The following is a 17,798-nucleotide window of genomic DNA, read 5'->3' as shown; positions in this document are numbered from 1 at the left end:
CCCTCGGGCAATCCGGGCCGTCGGCGCCGCGCGCGCCGTCCCCCTTCACCCCCGGCGCGGGCGGCCGCCGGCTCACGGAACTTCTTGATCCAGGCGCGGCAGTCCTTGTCGGCGTTCAGCAGAACGTCGGCGGCCATGATGCCGGTCAGCTCTTCCTCATGCAGCGGGTTCATGATCGCCGAGGTCATGCCCGCGCCGGAGGCCATGGCCAGGAAGAAGGCGTTCATGGCGTGGCGGTTGGGCAGGCCGAAGGAGATGTTGGAGGCGCCGCAGGTGGTGTTGACGCCGAGATCCTCACGCAGTTTGCGGATGATCGAGAAGGCCTGGCGGCCGGCGGTGCCCATGGCACCGATCGGCATGACCAGGGGATCGACCACCACGTCCTCCTTGGGGATACCGTAGTCGGCGGCGCGCTCGACGATCTTCTTGGCGACCGCGTAGCGCACCTCGGGGTCTTCGGAGATGCCGGTCTCGTCGTTGGAGATGGCGACCACGGCGGCGCCGTGCTTCTTCACCAGCGGCAGCACGCGCTCCATCTGCTCGTCCTCGCCGGTGACCGAGTTGACCAGGGCCTTGCCCTGGTAGACGGAGAGGCCGGCTTCCAGCGCCTCGACGATGGAGGAGTCGATGGACAGCGGCAGGTCGGTCAGCGACTGCACCAGCTGGATCGTCTTGGCCAGGATCGCCGGCTCGTCGGCCAGCGGGATGCCGGCGTTGACGTCCAGCATGTGGGCCCCGGCGGCGACCTGGGCCAGGCAGTCGGCCTCGACGCGGCTGAAGTCGCCGGCGGCCATCTCGGCGGCCAGCAGCTTGCGCCCGGTCGGGTTGATGCGTTCGCCGATGATGCAGAACGGCTGGTCGAAGCCGATCACCAATTCCCGGGAATGCGAGCTGACAACCGTGCGTGCCATGTTCAGTTACTCCTTTTCAGCCGGCGCCGCGGCCCGCTCGGCCACGGCGGGGCGCCCAGATACGATGGGCGGCATTTGCCCTCTTTCTCTGCCGTGGGGCTGGCGCAGGGACGACCAGCAGTGGCTTATTCGCGCAGCCTAAGGGGTAATTCGGTCGTGCTAGTCGATTTCGCGCAGCACCTTGAAGCCGTTGCCCTTGGCGTTGATCTCGAAGTCGCCGTCGGCCACCGCGTAGGTCCAGGCCGCCGAGCGCTTGAGGCCGCCCAGGGGATAGATGTGCAGCCGGGCGATGCCGCAGTCCGGGTCCATCGCCTTGTAGCGGGCGAGCTCCAGCAGCAGCTTGTCGGGCGTGTTCACCGTCATCAGCTTGGCCACGTTGCGCGCCTGCCGGGTCAGGAAGCGCATGGAGGGGCCGACGCCGCAGGCCTTGGCGTGGTTGATCAGCGTCTTGAGGGTTGCCAGGCCCGGCACGCCGATGTGGATCGGCAGGCGGTTGCCCTCGGCCTGCATTGCCTTGTCCCAGGCGATGATCGGCGCCGCCTCGAAGCAGAACTGGGTGGCGATGTAGAAGCTCGCGTCGCTGCGCTCGGCGAAGGCGTTCTTCCAGGCCAGCGCCTCGCTCAGCGCCGGCGGCGCGATATCGGGGCTGCCTTCCGGGTGACCGGCCACGCCGATGGTCTCGACGCCGTACTTGTCGAAGAGGCCGGTCTCGAGGATCGCCATGGAGCTGTCGAAGGGGCCGAGCGGCTGGTCGACGGCGCCGGCGAGCGCCACCGCGTGGCGCAGTTCGGTCACGTCGGAGAGCGCTTTGAGATAGTCCTCCAAAGCCTCGCGGCTGGGAATGGAGCGGGCCGCGAAGTGCGGCATGGGCTGGAAACCTTCTTCCTGCAGGCGCTTGGCCGTCGCCACCGTGTCGGCGAAGTCGGAACCGGGCAGGAAGGTCACGGCGACGCGGCAGCCGGGGCGCAGATGATCTCGGTAGTCGGGGGTCTTGGCCGCCGAGCCGGGCGTGGTCTCCACGGTGAAGTCCTGCACCAGATCGAGGATCTGCTGCTTGGTCTGTTCGGCGCTTACATCCAGCGGCATGGCCTTGCTCACAGCATACATTCCAGTCTTCCTTCTGCGCGCGTCATGACGCGGAATGTTCGAGGGTGTCCTCTCCGCCGGCGGCGATGAGCTGGGCCAGGCGGGTGTCGTCGTAGTCGTTTTCCAGGCGCATGGCCGCGGCATCGGCTTCGGCCTCCAGGTCGTCGCCGCAGTCCTGCGGGGCGCCACGGCGCCACTGCTCCAGGTAGGCGTCGCTGCCGCTCATCTTGGCGCGCATGGCAGCGCGGTCGATGGCCTTCTCGAAGCGCTCGCTGAGCTGCACCTTCGCGTTCTTACGCCCGGCCTTGACGATGACCTGGGCGGGGATGTCGCGCCAGTAGACGACCGTCAGCTGAGCCATGCCGCGACCTCCGGAGAGTCTTCGATCTCAGGCAGATCGATGCGCCGGTCGATGAAGCGGCCCAGGCCGCCGTAGCCGGTGAAACGGTAGACGTAGTCCAGGCCCAGGCGCTCCGCCGCGGCCTTGGCCCGAGCGACCAGCCCGGCGTCCTCGGTCTGCGCCAGGTAGACCAGCTTCCGGTAGTTGCCGAAGTACATCTCCTGCAGTTCCGGGTGGCGGTCGATCCCCAGGCCCTGGATGATCAGGCGCTCGAAGTGGCGCACCAGGTAGTCGGTCAGGTAGAAGGCCGCGGGCTCTTCCTCGTGCATCGCCTCGAAGGTCTCGTTGCCGGCGTAGAAGGAATAGCAGTGCGGGCCCTGGATGCGCTCGACGCCTTCCTCGGCCAGCACCTCGTCCAGCTCGCCGCCGGTACCGCAGTCGCCGTAGAGCACCAGGATGTGGTCGTAGTGTCCGCGAGCCTCGCGGATGCGCCGGCGCACGCCCTCGGGGATCTTCGACGGCGTGTTGTGCCAGGAGGCCGGCAGGCAGCTCACCGTCAGATGGCGCCAGGCATTGACGCGGATCAGGGTGACGATCTCGCGTGCCAGCGCGCCGCAGGCGATGAGCAGCGTGCGCTCCTGCGGGCCGTTGTCCGACAGGTCGGGTGAGGGCTGGAGGGCCGCCATGGCGCTCTTGCTCCTGCGTTCCCGCCGCGGCGCCCTAGGCGGCGCCTTGCTGGTTGTGACGGCGCTTCATGAAGTCCTTGGCCGTTTCCACCGCCACGGCGGCGTCGCGGCAATAGGCGTCCGCGCCGACGGCTTCGGCGAAGGCTTCGTTCAGCGGCGCGCCGCCGACCAGCACCACGTAGTCGTCGCGGATGCCTTTTTCCTTCATGGTGTCGATGACCACCTTCATGTAGGGCATGGTGGTGGTCAGCAGGGCCGACATGCCGAGGATGTCGGGCTTATGCTCCTCCAGGGCCTCCAGGTAGTTCTCGACCGGGTTGTTGATGCCCAGGTCGATGACCTCGAAGCCGGCGCCTTCCATCATCATGGAGACGAGGTTCTTGCCGATGTCGTGGATGTCGCCCTTCACCGTGCCGATGACCATGGTGCCGAGCTTCGGCGCGCCGGTCTCGGCCAGCAGGGGGCGCAGAATGAACATGCCGCCCTTCATGGCGTTGGCCGCCAGCAGCACTTCCGGCACGAAGAGGATGCCGTCGCGGAAGTCGATGCCGACGATGCGCATGCCCTCGACCAGGGCCTCGGTCAGGATCCGGTAGGGCGCCCAGCCGCGCTCGAGCAGGATATGGACGGCTTCCTCAATCTCTTCCTTGAGGCCGTCATACAGGTCGTCGTGCATCTGCTTGACGAGTTCGTCGTCGTCAAGAGTCCTGAGATCGAGATCGTCTTCGTCCGCCATTGTCATTCCTCACGGCAAAAACGCCCCGGACCAAAGAGCCATATGACGGGGGTCCGGGCAGTAGTGGTCCCCGCGATCATTTCCCTTGAGCGGGGCCCCGGCGGCTACGCCTGCGGCGACTGATCGTGTCTGAAACGCGACAAAGCCGAAACAGGCGGGAACTCAAGCGTTTGCGCACCTCTTTCTCATGTCGGCGGGGGGCCCGGAATGGTCGCTTTCCGACATAAGCGCCGGGTATGTCCGCGCCGATCCGATCAGCTTGCGCCCGGAAGGCTTCGCATTTGTTAATATACGAACGAATCGCGGTGGCCACAGATCAAATACACACAATAAGTTTGTGATTGTAATATATTCTACGAAGAACTAGGGTATTTTTGATCTGGCGCATTGGCAATCCGTTTCGGGAGGGCCATATTCACGGCCATTGAGTCGGCCTTCCGCGCTATGCCGTGGCGGGCAGAGGATGGCTTGGCCATTATTCAGTGAAAGGTTCTTGAGGTATGGAAGGTTCGACGGCGCTAGTGGCCGACCCCTCCGGCCGCCGGGTCCTCGACTCTGCGGTCGTGCGTTTTGCCGGAGACTCCGGCGACGGCATGCAGCTGACCGGCAGCCAGTTCACGCTCTCGACCGCCCTGGCGGGCAACGACCTGGCGACCTTTCCCGACTTCCCGGCGGAAATCCGCGCCCCCGTCGGCACCACCTTCGGCGTCTCCGCCTTCCAGATCAATTTCGGCGCCCGGGTGATCAAGACCTCCGGCGACGAACTCGACGTCCTGGTCGCCATGAACCCGGCGGCCCTGAAGGTGAACCTGGTCGACGTGAAGCCGCACGGCCTGCTGATCCTCGACTCCGGCGCCTTCAACGAGCGCAACTTTACCAAGGCCGGCTACGAGAGCGATCCGCGCAGCGACGGCAGCCTCAAGGACTACCGCGTCTTCGAGGTCGACATGTCGCAGATGACGCAGGACGCGTTGAAGGACTGCGGCCTGACCAAGAAGGAATCCCTGCGCTGCAAGAACATGTGGGCGCTGGGCCTGATCTACTGGATGTTCGGGCGCGACCGCCAGGCGACCGTCGACTGGCTGAACGAGAAGTTCCGCCGCCGCACGGAAATCGCCCACGCCAACATCGCCGCTTTGAACGCCGGCCACGCCTTCGGCGAGACCGCCGAGGTGGGCGAGGACCTGGCCGCTTTCTCCGTGCCGCCGGCCGAGATCGCGCCGGGTCTCTACCGCAACGTCACCGGCGCCGAGGCGCTGTCCTGGGGCCTCGTCGCCGGCGCCAAGGGCGCGGAGCTGAAGCTGGTGTTCTGCTCCTACCCCATCACGCCGGCGTCCTCGGTGCTGCACGCCCTTGCAGATCTCAAGGACTACGGCGTGGTGACCTTTCAGGCCGAGGACGAGATCGCCGCGGTCTGCGCGGCCATCGGCGCTTCCTATGCCGGTGGTGTCGGCGTCACCTCCAGCTCCGGCCCCGGCGTGGCGCTGAAGATGGAGGCCGTCGGGCTTGCCATCTCCGCAGAGCTGCCGCTGGTGATCGTGAACTCGCAACGCGCCGGGCCCTCGACGGGCATGCCGACCAAGACCGAGCAGTCCGACCTCTATCAGTCGGTCTTCGGGCGCAACGGCGACGCGCCGCTGGTGGTGCTGGCCGCGCGCTCGCCGGCCGACTGCTTCGATGTCGCCATCGAGGCCGTCCGCATCGCCACCAAGTACATGACGCCGGTGATCCTGCTGAGCGACGGCTACATCGCCAACGCCGCCGAGCCCTGGCACCTGCCGGAGGCCGACAGCCTGCCGCGCTTCCCGGTGGCCTTCGAGACGGATCCGGAGGGCTTCCACCCCTTCAAGCGTGACCCGGAGACCTTGTCGCGCAGCTGGGCGGTGCCCGGCACGCCGGGCCTGGAGCACCGCATCGGCGGCATCGAAAAGGCCAGCGACAGCGGCAACATCTCCTACGATCCGGCCAACCACCAGCTCATGACGGACCTGCGCCGCAACAAGGTGCTGGGCGTCGCCAAGGACGTGCCGCCGCAGGCTTTCGAGGCCGGCGGGGCGGACGACAAGCTGGTGGTGGTCGGCTGGGGCTCGACCTACGGGCCGATCAGCCGCGCCGTCGACAACCTGCGCAGCGAGGGGCTGCCGGTCGCCCACCTGCACCTGCGCCACATCTGGCCGCTGCCGCAGAACCTGGAGGCGCTGCTGCGCGGCTTCGACAAGATCCTGGTGCCGGAGATGAACGACGGACAGCTGGTCACCCTGCTGCGCGGCGAATACCTGGTGCCCGCCGAGAGTCTCAGCAAGGTGACCGGCAAGCCCTTCAAGATTTCCGAGATCGAGGCGGCGATCCGCGCCCGACTGGAGGACTAAGATGAACGTTCAGAGCCCTGCCTTGACCGCCAAGGACTACGCCTCCGACCAGGAAGTGCGCTGGTGCCCGGGCTGCGGCGACTACGCCATCCTGAAGGCGGTACAGAAGACCCTGGCCGAACTGCAGGCCGATACCGCGAAGACCGTCTTCATCTCCGGCATCGGCTGCGCTGCGCGCTTTCCCTATTACATGTCGACCTACGGTTTCCACACCATTCATGGTCGCGCGCCGGCCATCGCGACCGGCGTGAAGCTGACCAACCCGGAGCTCGACGTCTGGGTCGTCTCCGGCGACGGCGATGCGCTCTCGATCGGCGGCAACCACCTGCTGCACGCCCTGCGCCGCAACGTCGACCTGCAGATCCTGCTGTTCAACAACGAGATCTACGGCCTGACCAAGGGCCAGTACTCGCCGACCTCGCGGGTCGGTACGCGCTCGCCCTCGACTCCGGGCGGCTCCATCGATACGCCGGTCTCCGCCGGAGCCTTCGCGCTGGGCGCCGGCGCGCGATTTTTCGCGCGCTCGGTCGACACCCAGCAGAAGCACCTGCCGGAGATACTGAAGCGCGCTAAGGCCCACAAGGGCACCTCCCTGGTGGAGATTTTCCAGAACTGCATCGTCTATAACGACGGCGCCTTCGACGGCTTCACCGAGCGCGCCGTGGCCGCGGACAGGCAGGTGCTGCTGGAGCACGGCAAGCCCGTGATCTTCGGCAAGGAGAACGACAAGGGGCTGCGGCTGGCGGAAGGCAAGCTGGTGCTCGAGGTGGTGCGCCTGGGCGAGAACGGCGTGACCGAGGCCGACATCCTGGTGCATGACGAAACCGACCGGGTGATGGCCGGCATGCTGGCGGCGCTGCAGCCGCCGCATATGCCCGTCGCCCTCGGTGTGCTCTATTGCGATCCGACGCGCAGCTACGAGACCAGCGTCACCGACGAGGTCGCGGCGGCGCGGAAGTCACACCCCTCGGACCTCGCTGAGTTGCTGCACAAGGGGCACACCTGGACGGTGTCCTGAAGCAACGGGGTTCCGAGACGCGGTCGCCAGAAGATTTCCACCCAAGAACGCACAAAGGCCGGCCGCTTTGCAGCAGCCGGCCTTCGCGCCAACCTTGCGCGTCTTTATGTTCGGCAGGTTGAGCGCCGTCGCCTGATCAGACCAGTCTCTTCAGCAGGCTGACAAACATCTCCCGCTCATCCGGATTGAGCGGCGCGACGATCTCGTCGCCGATCCGGTTGGCGTCTCCCAGCAGGCGCACCACCGTCTCCTGTCCCAGCGGCGAAAGACTCAAGACCATGCGGCGGCGGTCCGTCGGGTCGGCCAGCCGCTCGATGTAGCCGCGCTCGTGCAGGCGGCGAATGACACCCTGGATGGTTGCCGGGTCCATGGCCGCCAGGCGGCCAAGCCGGTTCTGCGACAGCTTGCCCATCTCGTGCAGCCGGGCCATGGCGAAGAACTGCGTCGGCGTCAGCTGTGCGTCGGCCAGGACTGTCAGGAACAGGGCGGAAGCCCGCTGATGGGCGCGCCGCATCAGGTGTGCGACCTGCTCGTCGAGGACGAAGCCTTCGGCCTCGGGCAGGCTGGCGGACACGGGAAGAGCGGAAATTTTCTCTGGAGTGCAGGACAAGTTGGTCACCCTCACGGTGGTCTAAAACTCTATGGAAGCAGGCCCCGGCCCGTCATTTATGCGGGTCCTTTGAGGGCCAACAAGTCCTCTGCCGTAAGTGAATATACAGCAGTCTCAATCACGGCGTCCAGCAGCTATGCTGCACCTGCTCACAAATCGCCGCTAAACCAGGCGGTGTCTTCCGCAAGGCCATGAAAAACGCCGGAAAACCGGCCGTCCTCCACCATCTGCGCCACCTTCTCGATGTCGCCGGACAGGGCCCGGTCGTGGTCCAGAAAAGCGGCACAGTCGCGAATTGCAACCATCGCTCGATTTAGCCCGGGCGAAGTCGCCAAGGGGCGGCGCAGGTCGATGCCCTGGCCGCCAGCCAGCAGTTCGACAGCGACGATGCGCGCGCTGTTGGCGGCCATCTGGGCGAGGCGCCGGGCGCCGTGGGTGGCCATGGAGACGTGGTCTTCCTGGTTGGCCGAGGTGGGCAGGCTGTCGACGCTGGCCGGGTGGCTGAGCTGCTTGTTCTCGGCGGCCAGGGCGGCCGCCGTCACGTGGGCGATCATGAAGCCGGAATTGAGCCCCGGCTCGGCCACCAGGAAAGGCGGCAGGGCGCTCATGGTGGCGTCGGTCAGCATGGCGATGCGGCGTTCCGAGAGGGCGCCGATCTCGGCCAGGGCCAGGGCGATGGTGTCGGCGGCGAAGGCCACCGGCTCGGCGTGGAAGTTGCCGCCGGAAAGCACGTCTCCCCCATTCGGGCCGTCGCCGGGAAAGACCAGCGGATTGTCGGAGACGGCGTTGGCTTCGCGCCGCAGCGTCGTGGCGGCGTTGCGCAGCAGGTCCAGGGCAGCGCCCATGACCTGCGGCTGGCAGCGCAGGGAGTAGGGGTCCTGCACCCGGTCGCAGTCCAGATGGGACTGCCGGATCTCGCTGCCGGCCAGCAGCGCGCGCAGCCAGCCGGCCACCGCGATCTGCCCCGGGTGGCCGCGCAGTTCATGAATGCGCGGGTCGAAGGGCGTATCGCTGCCCAAGGCCGCGTCGACGGAGAGGGCACCGGCGGTCAGCGCCGCGCCGAAGGCGTCGCCGGTGCAGAACAGCCCGTGCAACGCCAAGGCCGTCGATACCTGGGTGCCGTTCAGCAGCGCCAGGCCTTCCTTGGCGGCCAGTTCGATGGGCTCGATGCCGTACTCGGCCAGCACTTCCGCGGCCGGGCGCCGCCGGCCCTTGTGGGTGATCTCGCCGTGTCCCAGCAGCACTGCGGAGAGATGTGCCAGGGGAGCCAGATCGCCCGAAGCGCCCACCGATCCCTGAGACGGGATGACGGGATAGAGTTCGTCGTTGAGCAGCCGGATCAGGCGGTCGACGACATCGCGGCGGATGCCCGAGTGGCCGCGGGAGAGGGCGTTGATCTTCAGCAGCAGGACGAGGCGCACCACGCGCTCTTCCAGCGGCGCGCCGACGCCGCAGCTGTGCGAGAGGACGAGGCGGGTCTGCAGTTCGGCGACCTGGTCGGCGGAGATCGTCTGGCGCGCCAGGCTGCCGAAGCCGGTGGTGATGCCGTAGACCCTGCGGCCCTCGGCCACCACCGCCGCCACGGTTGCCGCCGAGCGGTCGAGCGCGTCGTAGCCGGCCGGGTCGAGGGTGATCTTCTGCGGGCCGCGCCAGAAGCGGTGCAGCTCCGCGAGCGTCAGCCGCCCGGCCTTTAAGATGAAGGAATCCCCTGTCACGCCTGCCTCCAGAACAAAGTTGTATATACAACTTCAGGCCTCTGTGTAGCACCCTTTCGGGCTCCCTGGAAGAGGTGCGGCAGGGTTTGCCGCCGGATTTCAGGCGCGGGCGGTGCCGGTCGAATGCCGGCGCGCGAAGTTGCGCGAAAGGTGTAAATACATCCTATAGATGAATTCCAGGTGTTCATACAGCTAGTTTGGACGACTAAATGCCTGTCCTGAGCGTATTTGAAACTAATGCTTAAACGATTCTCAGTAGCTTGCCGGAAATTCTAACCCATACGGTAGAAGAAGAGATCCGGCAATGTCGCTTAAATCTTTGAAGTCTTTCGGAATTTCGCATCGCGTCTTTTTGCTCATCGCGCTCGCGGCGCTGGGCATGATCGCGGTCACCGGGTTCCGGCTTTATCAGCTCGATGTTGATCTGGTCGAGCAGAAGCGCAACGAACTGCGCCAGCTTGTCGAGAGCGCGACGGCGATCGCCGAGGGCTATCACAAGCGCGCCGAGGCCGGTGAGATGTCCGAGGAGGAGGCGCAGAGCGCCGCCCTCGCCGCCATTGGGGCCATGCGCTACAACGGTGCCGAATACTTCTGGATCAACGACATGCAGCCGGCGATGGTCATGCATCCATTCAAGCCGCAGCTGGTCGGGAAGGATCTTTCCAAGTTTAAGGACCCGGCGGGTAAATTGCTCTTCGTGGACTTCGTGAAGGTAGTGAACGCGCAGCAGGCTGGTTTTGTCAGCTATCTTTGGCCCCGGGGAAATGAGGAACAACCGATCCCCAAGGAGTCTTTCGTGAAGGGCTTCGCGCCCTGGGGCTGGATCATCGGCAGCGGTGTCTACATCGACGACCTCAACACGGTCTTCTGGCAGCAGGCGAAGTTCGAGGGCGGCATCATCGCCGCGGTGCTGCTGATCATGGGCGTCATCTCCTTCTTCATCGCGCGCAGCATCACCAAGCCGATCAACGGCATGAGCGAAGCCATGCGCGCCCTGGCCGCCGGCGACCTGCAGGCCGCCATTCCCGGCGTTGGCCGCAGCGACGAGATCGGCGAGATGGCCGGCGCGGTCGAGGTCTTCAAGAACAACGCCGTCGAGCAGAAGCGTCTTGAGGAAGAGAACAAGCTCGCCTCCCAGCGCGCCGAGCAGGAGAAGCGTCAGGCCATGCAGAAGGTGGCCGACGACTTCGAAGCCAGCGTGAAGTCGGTGGTCGAATCGCTGTCCCACACCGCGACGGAGATGCAGGCGACGGCCAAGTCGATGTCCGCCGCCGCCAGCCAGACGGAGGAGCAGGCCGGCTCCGCCGCCAACGCCTCCGAGGACGCCTCCGGCAACGTGCAGACGGTCGCCACCGCGGCCGAGGAGCTGTCGTCGTCCATCGAGGAGATCGGCCGCCAGGTCAACCGCTCCTCGCAGACCGCCAACAAGGCGGTCGAGAACGCCCGCGCCACCAACGGCAAGGTCGAAGGCCTGGTCGAGGCGGCGCAGAAGATCGGCGACGTCGTGAAGCTGATCCAGGACATCGCCGAGCAGACCAACCTGCTGGCCCTCAATGCCACCATCGAGGCGGCGCGCGCCGGCGAGGCGGGCAAGGGCTTCGCGGTGGTGGCCAACGAGGTGAAGTCCCTGGCCACCCAGACCGCCAAGGCGACCGAGGAGATCTCGCAGCAGATCAGCGAGATCCAGAGCTCCACCACCGACGCGGCCTCGGCGATCAAGTCGATCGGCGAGACGGTCGAGGAAATCAACGACATCGCCAGCAGCATTTCCGCGGCGGTGGAGGAACAGGGCGCGGCGACGCAGGAGATTGCGCGCAACGTCCAGGAAGCCTCCGCCGGCACGCAGAAGGTGGCGAGCAACGTAGCCTCGGTTTCCAAGACCGCGGCGGAGACCGGCGGGTCGGCCGGCCAGGTTCTGGACGCGGCGGGGCATCTCGCCGAGCAGTCCGAGAGCCTGCGCAAGGAAGTCGATCAGTTCATCGCCCAGATCCGCGTGGCCTAGGTAAAAGGGCGGGCGCTCCGGCCTCCGCTCTATCGCGAAAAAGGGGTCCCGTCTCCGGCTGCCTTGGCAGTCGGGGCGGGGCCCTTCTTCGTTGTCGGCTACGGCCTGCGTCCTGCGACAGTTTTTGTCGGATGCGGGACAGCCTGCGACCGCCTGGGGCGCAACCTTGGCCCTGCAGGGCGCCCCTGGGCGGGCACCCGGATATCTAGGAAAGGCACGCCAGCATGGCACGCAACCGGCGCGGACGCGGCGCGGAACGCACCAGGACTTCGGTGGCCCCGGCGGGCCTCTCCGGGGGCAGCTACCGCCCCCTCAAGACCGACGACCTGCCGCGCATCATCGAGGCGGCAATGGAAGTGCTGGAGCGCACCGGCATCCAGGTGGCGGCGAGCCCCTGCCGCGAGACCTTCCGCGCCGCCGGCTGCCGCATCGACGAGGACAACAACCGTGTCTACATCCACCGCAAGCTGGTGGAAGAGGCGTTGAAGACGGCGGCGCGCGAGGTGCTGCTGGCCGGACGCAGCCCGCAGCACGACCTGCACCTGGGCGGCCAGCGGGTCTATATGGGCACCGGCGGCCAGGCGGTGAAGATCCTCGACCTTGACGGCAAGGTGCGCGAGACGCGGCTCTCCGACAACTACGACATCGGCCGCCTCTGCGACACGCTGGAACACATCCACTTTTACATGCGCCCGGTGGTGCCGCGCGACCTGGCGAACGAGCAGATCGACATCAACCAGTTCTATGCCTGTCTGTCGGCGACCGAGAAGCACGTCATGGCCAACGCTTATCTGCCGGAGAAGGTGGCCGAGCAGCGCGCGCTGGGCGAGATGCTGGCCGGCGGCAAGGATTCCCTCGACGCCCGGCCGCTGATGTCCTACTCCGCCTGCTGGACCGTCAGCCCGCTGCGCTACGCCATGGAGACGGTGGAGATCCTCGATCAGATCGTCGCCTACAACATGCCGGTGGTGATTTCCTCGGCGCCCCAGGCCGGCGCCACTTCGCCGGCGGCGCTGGCCGGCACCCTGGTGCAGATCACCGCCGAGCAGCTCTCCGGCATCGTCTACGTCAACCTGCTGAACCCGGGCCACCCGCTGATCATGGGCTGCGTGCCCGCCCAGGCAGACCTGCGCAGCGGCGCCTTCGTCGGCGGCTCGGCGGAATTCGCCCTGCTGAACGCCGCCTGCGCCCAGATCGCGCAGCACCTGGAGGTGCCGATCTACAACTCCTCGGGCATCTCCGATTCCAAGGTGCCCGACGCCCAGGCCGGGGCGGAGAAGGGCATCACCGGGCTGGCCGCGGCGCTGGCCGGCTCCAACTACATCCACCACTCCGCCGGTTTCCTGGAGAGCCTGTTGACCGTCGCCTACGAGCAGTACGTGATCGACAACGACGTCAACGGCGAGATCATGCGTATGCTCAAGGGCATCGAGGTGACGGAGGAGTCGCTGTCGCTGGACGTGATCGACGAGGTTTGCAAGGGGCCGGGCCACTTCCTCGGCCACCCGCAGACCCTGTCCCTCATGAACAGCGAGTACCTCTATCCCAGCCTGCTGAACCGCGACAGCCGCGACGACTGGGAGATGAAGGGCGCCCGCGATATCCGCGAGGCGGCGCGCGACCAGGCCCGCAAGGTCCTGGCCGAGCATTGGCCCGAGGTCATTCCGGACGGTCTGGACGCGGAGATCCGCCGCCGCTTCGATATCCTGCTGCCGCGCAACTCCATGCGTCCGGCGGCCTGAGGCCGCCGTGGTGACCTTGGCGTCAGGGCGCTTGGAAGCCCCCGTCTCGGCCGCTAGACTCGCGGGCATGACCCAACGCCCTTCCGATGACCGCCCCTTCTGGGAAGCAAAGTCCCTGACCGAAATGACCGCCGCCGAGTGGGAGTCCCTCTGCGACGGTTGCGGGCGTTGCTGCCTCATCAAGCTGGAGGACCCGGACGACGGCTCCTTCGCCCATACCGACGTCGCCTGCCACCTGCTGGACCGGCAGACCTGCCGCTGCGCCGACTACGCCAACCGCAGCAAGGTGGTGCCCGACTGCGTGCAGCTCTCGGCCGAGAACGTCGGCGAGCTCGGCTTCATGCCGCCGACCTGCGCCTACCGCCGCCTGGCGGAGGGGCGGGGGCTGCCCTGGTGGCACCCGCTGGTGACTGGCGATCCGGAAAGCGTGCACTGGGCGGGCATCTCGGTGCGCGGGCGCGCGGTCTGCGAGAACACGGTGCCGGATGCGGAGCTGGAGGACCACATCGTCGACTGGCCGACCTCCGAGGAGGCCTGCGTGGACGCCTCCGCTCTGGACGACGAGGCGCTGGCGGACGAGGCGCTGGCGGACGAGGCGCTGGCGGACGAGGCGGGCGCTTGACGGCTGCCGGCGGCATCCTGGCGCGGATCGAGACGGCGGCGGGGCCGCAGGGCCTGATCCTGCGCGGCGCCTTCCACTGCGCCCCCGACGACGAAGTGCCGTCCCTGCCTGACGGGCGGGAGAGCCGCACCCTGGTGTTGCTCGGCAACCACGGCGACGGATTCTGGCCGCGGTTCCAGGCGGCGCCGGAGGCGCGGGACGGGCGGCCCGATCCCCTGAACCGCTGGAGTGAAAGGGTCATCGGCGCCCTGGCGCAGGAGGCCGGCGGCCTGGCGCTCTTTCCCTTCGGCGGCCCGCCCTACCGGCCCTTCCTGCGCTGGGCGCAGCGCGCCGAGGCGGTGGCGCCGTCGCCGCTGGGCATGCTGATCCATCCCGACTACGGCCTCTGGCACGCCTACCGCGGCGCCATCGCCCTGCCCGAGGTGCTGGAGCTGCCGGTCCACGACGACAGGCCCAGCCCTTGCGAAAGCTGCGCCGGGCGGCCCTGCCTGTCCGCCTGTCCGGTCGGCGCCTTTACAGCCGCGGGCTACGAGGTTACGGCTTGCGCGGAGCATGTCGCCGCGCCGGCCGGGGCCGATTGCCTGGACCTGGGCTGCCGGGCGCGGCGGGCCTGTCCGGTAGGGCGGGCCTACCGTTACCCGGCGGCGCAGATGCGCCTCCACATGGAGGCTTTTGTTAACGCCCGCCGTCCTTAAATAGAAGGGGCCTTTGGAAAGAGTGGCTTGTCTTTCGGAGTTGCCATGAAGCCGTCAATCCTGTTGATCGATCACCCCGTGGGCCGGCGCGACGACCGCGCCTCGGCGATGCTGCGCGAGATGGGCTACGACACCGAATGGTGCTCGCCGGGCAAGGGCGACAGCCTGCCGCCGGTCGACAACGGCCACAGCGCAGTGGTGGTTTACGGCGGCGCGGAGAGCGTCAACGAGGCCGAGACCAAGGCCTACATCCGCCAGGAGATCGACTGGATCGGCCAGTGGGCGGAGAGCGGCCGCCCTTTTCTGGGCATCTGCCTGGGCGCCCAGATGCTGGCGCGGGCGCTGGGCGCGCCGGTCAGCCGCCACGAGGAGGGCCTGCACGAAATCGGCTACGTGAAGATCGAGCCGACGCCGGCGGCGCAGGATTTCATGGGCGAAGCCATGCACGTTTACCACTGGCACAATGAAGGTTTCGACGTGCCGGCCAGCGCCGAGCTGCTGGCCGCCGGCCCGGTCTTTCCCAATCAGGCCTTCCGCTATGGTGAGAAGGCCTTCGGTATTCAGTTTCATCCGGAGGTCTCGCGCGAGGTGATGCAGCGCTGGATGCGCGAGGCCGGCCACATGCTGGAGGAGCCGGGCGCTCACCCCAGCGAAGTGCAACTCGCCGACAGCGCGCGCTTCGATGCGCCCATGGAAGCCTGGCTGCGCCGCTTCCTTGTCGACTGGCTGCGCTGACGGCACTCAAAAAAAGAGGGCCGGCCTCTTCCGGGGGGCGGAATCGGCCGGCCCTGAGGCGCAGCTGAAAATCACACAAGTTGGCTCGGGGCCTAGGTCTGCCAGAATGTCTTGCGGCTCTCCTGGCGTGTTTCGTCGACGTCCAGGCCGATGTCCCGCAGCAGATAGTCGGGCAAGCGGCGTAAATCCCCGCGGTCGCGCTGCCGGGCCCGCCAGGTGGTCAGCAGATGCCGGAGCCGGCCGAGCGTGTGGTGCTGCACAAGGCCGGCGGCGGCGCGCCGGGTCGCGGCGAGGGCACGGGGGATGCTGGATGCGGCGGGAGATTCGCGAACGCAGATCGACATCGGTTTGGCTCCACTTCGTGGCTTGAGGCGACGGGGATCAGTCCGCTGCCAGCTTCAGGGTCGGGGAGGTCACCGGACAGCTCGCCGGTGCCAGGCGCTTGCCCCAGTCGGTCATGGCCGTGCCGAGACGGATCAGGGCCTGGCCGCTGTGCCGGCGCAGGCGGCGGAGCTTGTTGGCGCGCCGGCGGCGCAGGGCGGGGTCCAGGGGCGCGTGGGAGACCGCTTCGGTGCCCAGCAGCAGGTCGATACCCCCGGCGCGGGCGATGGAGCTATAGAGAATGTATGACATAGTAATTCTCATTCGTTTGAGGGGTGGATTGCTGCGACACCCTTGAAAGCGCCGCGTCTGTGAATAAGATACGGATGTCCGGTCACCGGACAAACGATGCTTTCTCATCCTATGGATTAGCTGAACTAAGGTATTCGAGATGCCCGTGAAACTCCCGCCTTTGAACGCTTTGCGGGCCTTCGAGGCCGGCGCGCGGCATCTCAGCTTCACCAAGGCGGCCGACGAGTTGCATGTCACCCAGGCCGCTGTCAGCCACCAGGTCAAGGCGCTGGAGGAACACCTCGGCTATTCGCTGTTCAAGCGCATGACCCGCAAGCTGGCGCTGACCGAGCAGGGGCGGGTGCTGTTTCCGGTGGTCAGCGAGGCCTTCACGCGCATCGCCGAGACGGCGGGCGATCTGCGCGACAGAGGCGATTCGCACACCCTGACGGTTTCCGTCACGCCGGCCTTCGGTGCCAAGTGGCTGGTCTACCGTCTGCCCAAGTTCTGGGAAAAGCACCCTGACATCGATTTACGGGTGCATCACTCCATCCAGGTCTGCGACCTCAGAAATGACGACGTCGACATCGCCGTGCGCTTCGGCGCGGGCCGCTGGGAGGGGCTGGAGACAGAGTGCATCATGCGGGTCGACTATACGCCGGTGTGCAGTCCCGCCCTCCTGGAGGGCAAGCATCCCTTGCGATGCCCCGATGACCTGAAGCATCACACCTTGCTGCACGAGGACGACTACGACGGCTGGACCCAGTGGCTGGCGACGGCGGGGGTGAAGGACGTGAACTCGCGCCGCGGCCCGATCCTGGATGATTGGACTGTGCTGGTGCAGACCGCGATCGACGGCGGGGGCGTCGCGCTGGGCAAGCCGAGCATGCTGAAGCGCGACATCGCGGAGGGGAGGCTGGTGTCCCCCTTCGACATCCTGATGCTGACCGATCTCGGCTATCACCTGGTCTATCTGCCGGGCGCGCTGGAGCGCGAGAAGGTCCGCGTATTCCGCGAGTTTATTCTGGAAGAAGTCGGCGCCGAGAAGGCGTGAGCCGTGCGGTCCGCCCGCCGCGAACCACCGATCAGAAGCGCGGGGCGAAGGGGTGGTTGCGGAGCCTTTGCGCGGTCTCGCGGCGCCAGCGGACCTCGTCGTTGACGGCCTCCAGCGTGATCCGCTCGCCGGTCCTCTCGTTGACCATGATCTCTCCATCACTGTCATAGTCGGAGACGATCTGGAAGATGGCTTGCCGGTTCGGCACGCGCAAGGGGACGGCGGCGGGCTGCGGTGCCGGGCGCGGGGCGGTCGCCGCGGCGCGGTCGGCCGGCAGGGTCACGGTGCCGAGGGCCGTGGGCTGAAGGGGGCTCATCTTGGGCTCGGCGGGCGCGATGGCCTGCAGAGGCGCGACATCATCCGGCAAGCGGACGGCATCCATGTCGCGCGTCACCGCGGAAAGTGGCACCCCCGCCTTGGGCGGCTCGGCTGCTTCAACGGTCTTGGGAACTTCCAGTTTGTAGGTGACGAGAGGGCCGTTTGCGCCCTGCTGTACGGAGAAGACCATCGCCATCGTGGTCACGGCACAGGTTGCAATCGCTTTGATCGGGCGCAATTGGCGTCTCCTTAGAAAGGTCCGTCTCTTTCGCTGGGACGATCCCGCAGTACGGAAAAACGCCAGCGTCGAGTTCACATTAGGGGTGAGGCGATTTGTGTGGTGAGTCATTTTTGTGACCTAAGCACTTGACTCTTAAGGAAGAATCTTAATGAAAAATTAACGCCTGCAATCACCGGTCGTGCTGTTCTGTTAAGCTTCAATCACGATCCGGGCAACCTGGGCGTTGCCCGCGCGGGCAAGCTCAGCGGTATGAATCGGTTGCAGGTGTTACGGGGTCGTGGGGGGCGATATCCCCGCGGCGGCGCC

Annotated in this window: 18 protein-coding genes; 8 read left to right on the top strand and 10 right to left on the bottom strand. The window is 66.8% G+C overall.

Features of this window, described 5'->3' with window-relative positions; genetic code table 11:
* The 5 genes from H7X47_RS08400 to H7X47_RS08380 form a co-directional block, all read right to left on the bottom strand.
* On the bottom strand, positions 1–911 hold a 911-nt coding region (locus tag H7X47_RS08400), incomplete at its 3' end, for a methyltetrahydrofolate cobalamin methyltransferase (protein ID WP_193368200.1).
* Between the two features lie 159 nt (positions 912–1,070).
* A complete protein-coding gene (locus H7X47_RS08395; protein WP_227010307.1) occupies positions 1,071–2,018 on the bottom strand; it encodes a methylenetetrahydrofolate reductase in 948 nt (315 codons plus the stop codon).
* A gap of 22 nt (positions 2,019–2,040) precedes the next feature.
* Positions 2,041–2,358 carry a virulence factor gene (locus H7X47_RS08390; protein WP_193368199.1) on the bottom strand — a complete coding sequence of 106 codons (318 nt, stop codon included), beginning with the start codon at positions 2,356–2,358 and terminating at the stop codon, positions 2,041–2,043.
* A complete protein-coding gene (locus tag H7X47_RS08385; protein WP_193368198.1) occupies positions 2,346–3,023 on the bottom strand; it encodes a DUF1638 domain-containing protein in 678 nt (225 codons plus the stop codon). The genes H7X47_RS08390 and H7X47_RS08385 overlap by 13 nt, the downstream gene beginning before the upstream one ends.
* Before the next feature lie 34 nt (positions 3,024–3,057).
* Complete coding sequence (locus H7X47_RS08380; RefSeq protein WP_193368197.1) at positions 3,058–3,759, bottom strand: corrinoid protein; 702 nt, start codon at positions 3,757–3,759, stop codon at positions 3,058–3,060.
* A 500-nt stretch (positions 3,760–4,259) separates the two neighbouring features.
* On the opposite strand from H7X47_RS08380, the gene H7X47_RS08375 reads away from it, so the two are divergent.
* Together H7X47_RS08375 and H7X47_RS08370 are read left to right on the top strand one after the other, a co-directional pair.
* Positions 4,260–6,128 carry a 2-oxoacid:acceptor oxidoreductase subunit alpha gene (locus H7X47_RS08375; RefSeq protein WP_193368196.1) on the top strand — a complete coding sequence of 623 codons (1,869 nt, stop codon included), beginning with the start codon at positions 4,260–4,262 and terminating at the stop codon, positions 6,126–6,128.
* Between the two features lies 1 nt (position 6,129).
* Positions 6,130–7,146, top strand: coding sequence for a 2-oxoacid:ferredoxin oxidoreductase subunit beta (locus tag H7X47_RS08370; RefSeq protein ID WP_193368195.1), 1,017 nt, complete (start codon positions 6,130–6,132; stop codon positions 7,144–7,146).
* 136 nt (positions 7,147–7,282) lie between these two features.
* Here the strand turns inward: H7X47_RS08370 and H7X47_RS08365 are convergent, their stop codons facing one another.
* Both H7X47_RS08365 and hutH read right to left on the bottom strand, forming a co-directional pair.
* Positions 7,283–7,720, bottom strand: coding sequence for a MarR family winged helix-turn-helix transcriptional regulator (locus tag H7X47_RS08365; protein WP_319633561.1), 438 nt, complete (start codon positions 7,718–7,720; stop codon positions 7,283–7,285).
* A 185-nt stretch (positions 7,721–7,905) separates the two neighbouring features.
* Positions 7,906–9,471 (bottom strand): histidine ammonia-lyase, encoded by a 1,566-nt coding sequence (hutH, locus tag H7X47_RS08360; protein ID WP_193368194.1) that lies wholly within the window; start codon positions 9,469–9,471, stop codon positions 7,906–7,908.
* Between the two features lie 304 nt (positions 9,472–9,775).
* Here hutH and H7X47_RS08355 point away from each other — a divergent pair, with 304 nt between their 5' ends.
* The 5 genes from H7X47_RS08355 to H7X47_RS08335 all read left to right on the top strand — a co-directional run bounded on the left by H7X47_RS08355 (position 9,776) and on the right by H7X47_RS08335 (position 15,267).
* Positions 9,776–11,473 carry a methyl-accepting chemotaxis protein gene (locus tag H7X47_RS08355; protein WP_193368193.1) on the top strand — a complete coding sequence of 566 codons (1,698 nt, stop codon included), beginning with the start codon at positions 9,776–9,778 and terminating at the stop codon, positions 11,471–11,473.
* A 224-nt stretch (positions 11,474–11,697) separates the two neighbouring features.
* Entirely contained in the window at positions 11,698–13,215 is a 1,518-nt protein-coding gene (locus tag H7X47_RS08350) for a trimethylamine methyltransferase family protein (protein ID WP_193368192.1), read from the top strand.
* Between the two features lie 67 nt (positions 13,216–13,282).
* On the top strand, positions 13,283–13,837 hold the full coding sequence (locus H7X47_RS08345; protein WP_193368191.1) for a YcgN family cysteine cluster protein: 555 nt from the start codon (positions 13,283–13,285) through the stop codon (positions 13,835–13,837).
* Positions 13,834–14,532 carry a hypothetical protein gene (locus tag H7X47_RS08340; protein WP_227010306.1) on the top strand — a complete coding sequence of 233 codons (699 nt, stop codon included), beginning with the start codon at positions 13,834–13,836 and terminating at the stop codon, positions 14,530–14,532. The genes H7X47_RS08345 and H7X47_RS08340 overlap by 4 nt, the downstream gene beginning before the upstream one ends.
* A 45-nt stretch (positions 14,533–14,577) precedes the next feature.
* The gene (locus H7X47_RS08335; protein ID WP_193368190.1) at positions 14,578–15,267 is read left to right on the top strand and encodes a glutamine amidotransferase-related protein; all 690 of its coding nucleotides are present in this window, start codon (positions 14,578–14,580) and stop codon (positions 15,265–15,267) included.
* Between the two features lie 92 nt (positions 15,268–15,359).
* Here the strand turns inward: H7X47_RS08335 and H7X47_RS08330 are convergent, their stop codons facing one another.
* Both H7X47_RS08330 and H7X47_RS08325 read right to left on the bottom strand, forming a co-directional pair.
* Positions 15,360–15,611, bottom strand: a complete 252-nt coding sequence (locus tag H7X47_RS08330) for a DUF1127 domain-containing protein (protein ID WP_227010305.1) — start codon at positions 15,609–15,611, stop codon at positions 15,360–15,362.
* 37 nt (positions 15,612–15,648) lie between these two features.
* Entirely contained in the window at positions 15,649–15,900 is a 252-nt protein-coding gene (locus tag H7X47_RS08325; RefSeq protein ID WP_193368189.1) for a hypothetical protein, read from the bottom strand.
* 139 nt (positions 15,901–16,039) lie between these two features.
* Here H7X47_RS08325 and H7X47_RS08320 point away from each other — a divergent pair, with 139 nt between their 5' ends.
* Positions 16,040–16,933: a transcriptional regulator GcvA gene (locus H7X47_RS08320; RefSeq protein WP_193368188.1), complete on the top strand. Its 894-nt coding sequence runs from the start codon at positions 16,040–16,042 to the stop codon at positions 16,931–16,933.
* 31 nt (positions 16,934–16,964) lie between these two features.
* Here H7X47_RS08320 and H7X47_RS08315 read toward each other — a convergent pair whose 3' ends face one another.
* Complete coding sequence (locus tag H7X47_RS08315) at positions 16,965–17,489, bottom strand: hypothetical protein (RefSeq protein ID WP_193368187.1); 525 nt, start codon at positions 17,487–17,489, stop codon at positions 16,965–16,967.
* Positions 17,490–17,798: the final 309 nt, after the last annotated feature.

Origin of the sequence: Pelagibius marinus, assembly GCF_014925385.1 — a bacterium.
In the GTDB taxonomy this organism is placed as follows: domain Bacteria; phylum Pseudomonadota; class Alphaproteobacteria; order Kiloniellales; family Kiloniellaceae; genus Pelagibius; species Pelagibius marinus.
This window is presented reverse-complemented; position numbering and strand designations above follow the sequence as displayed.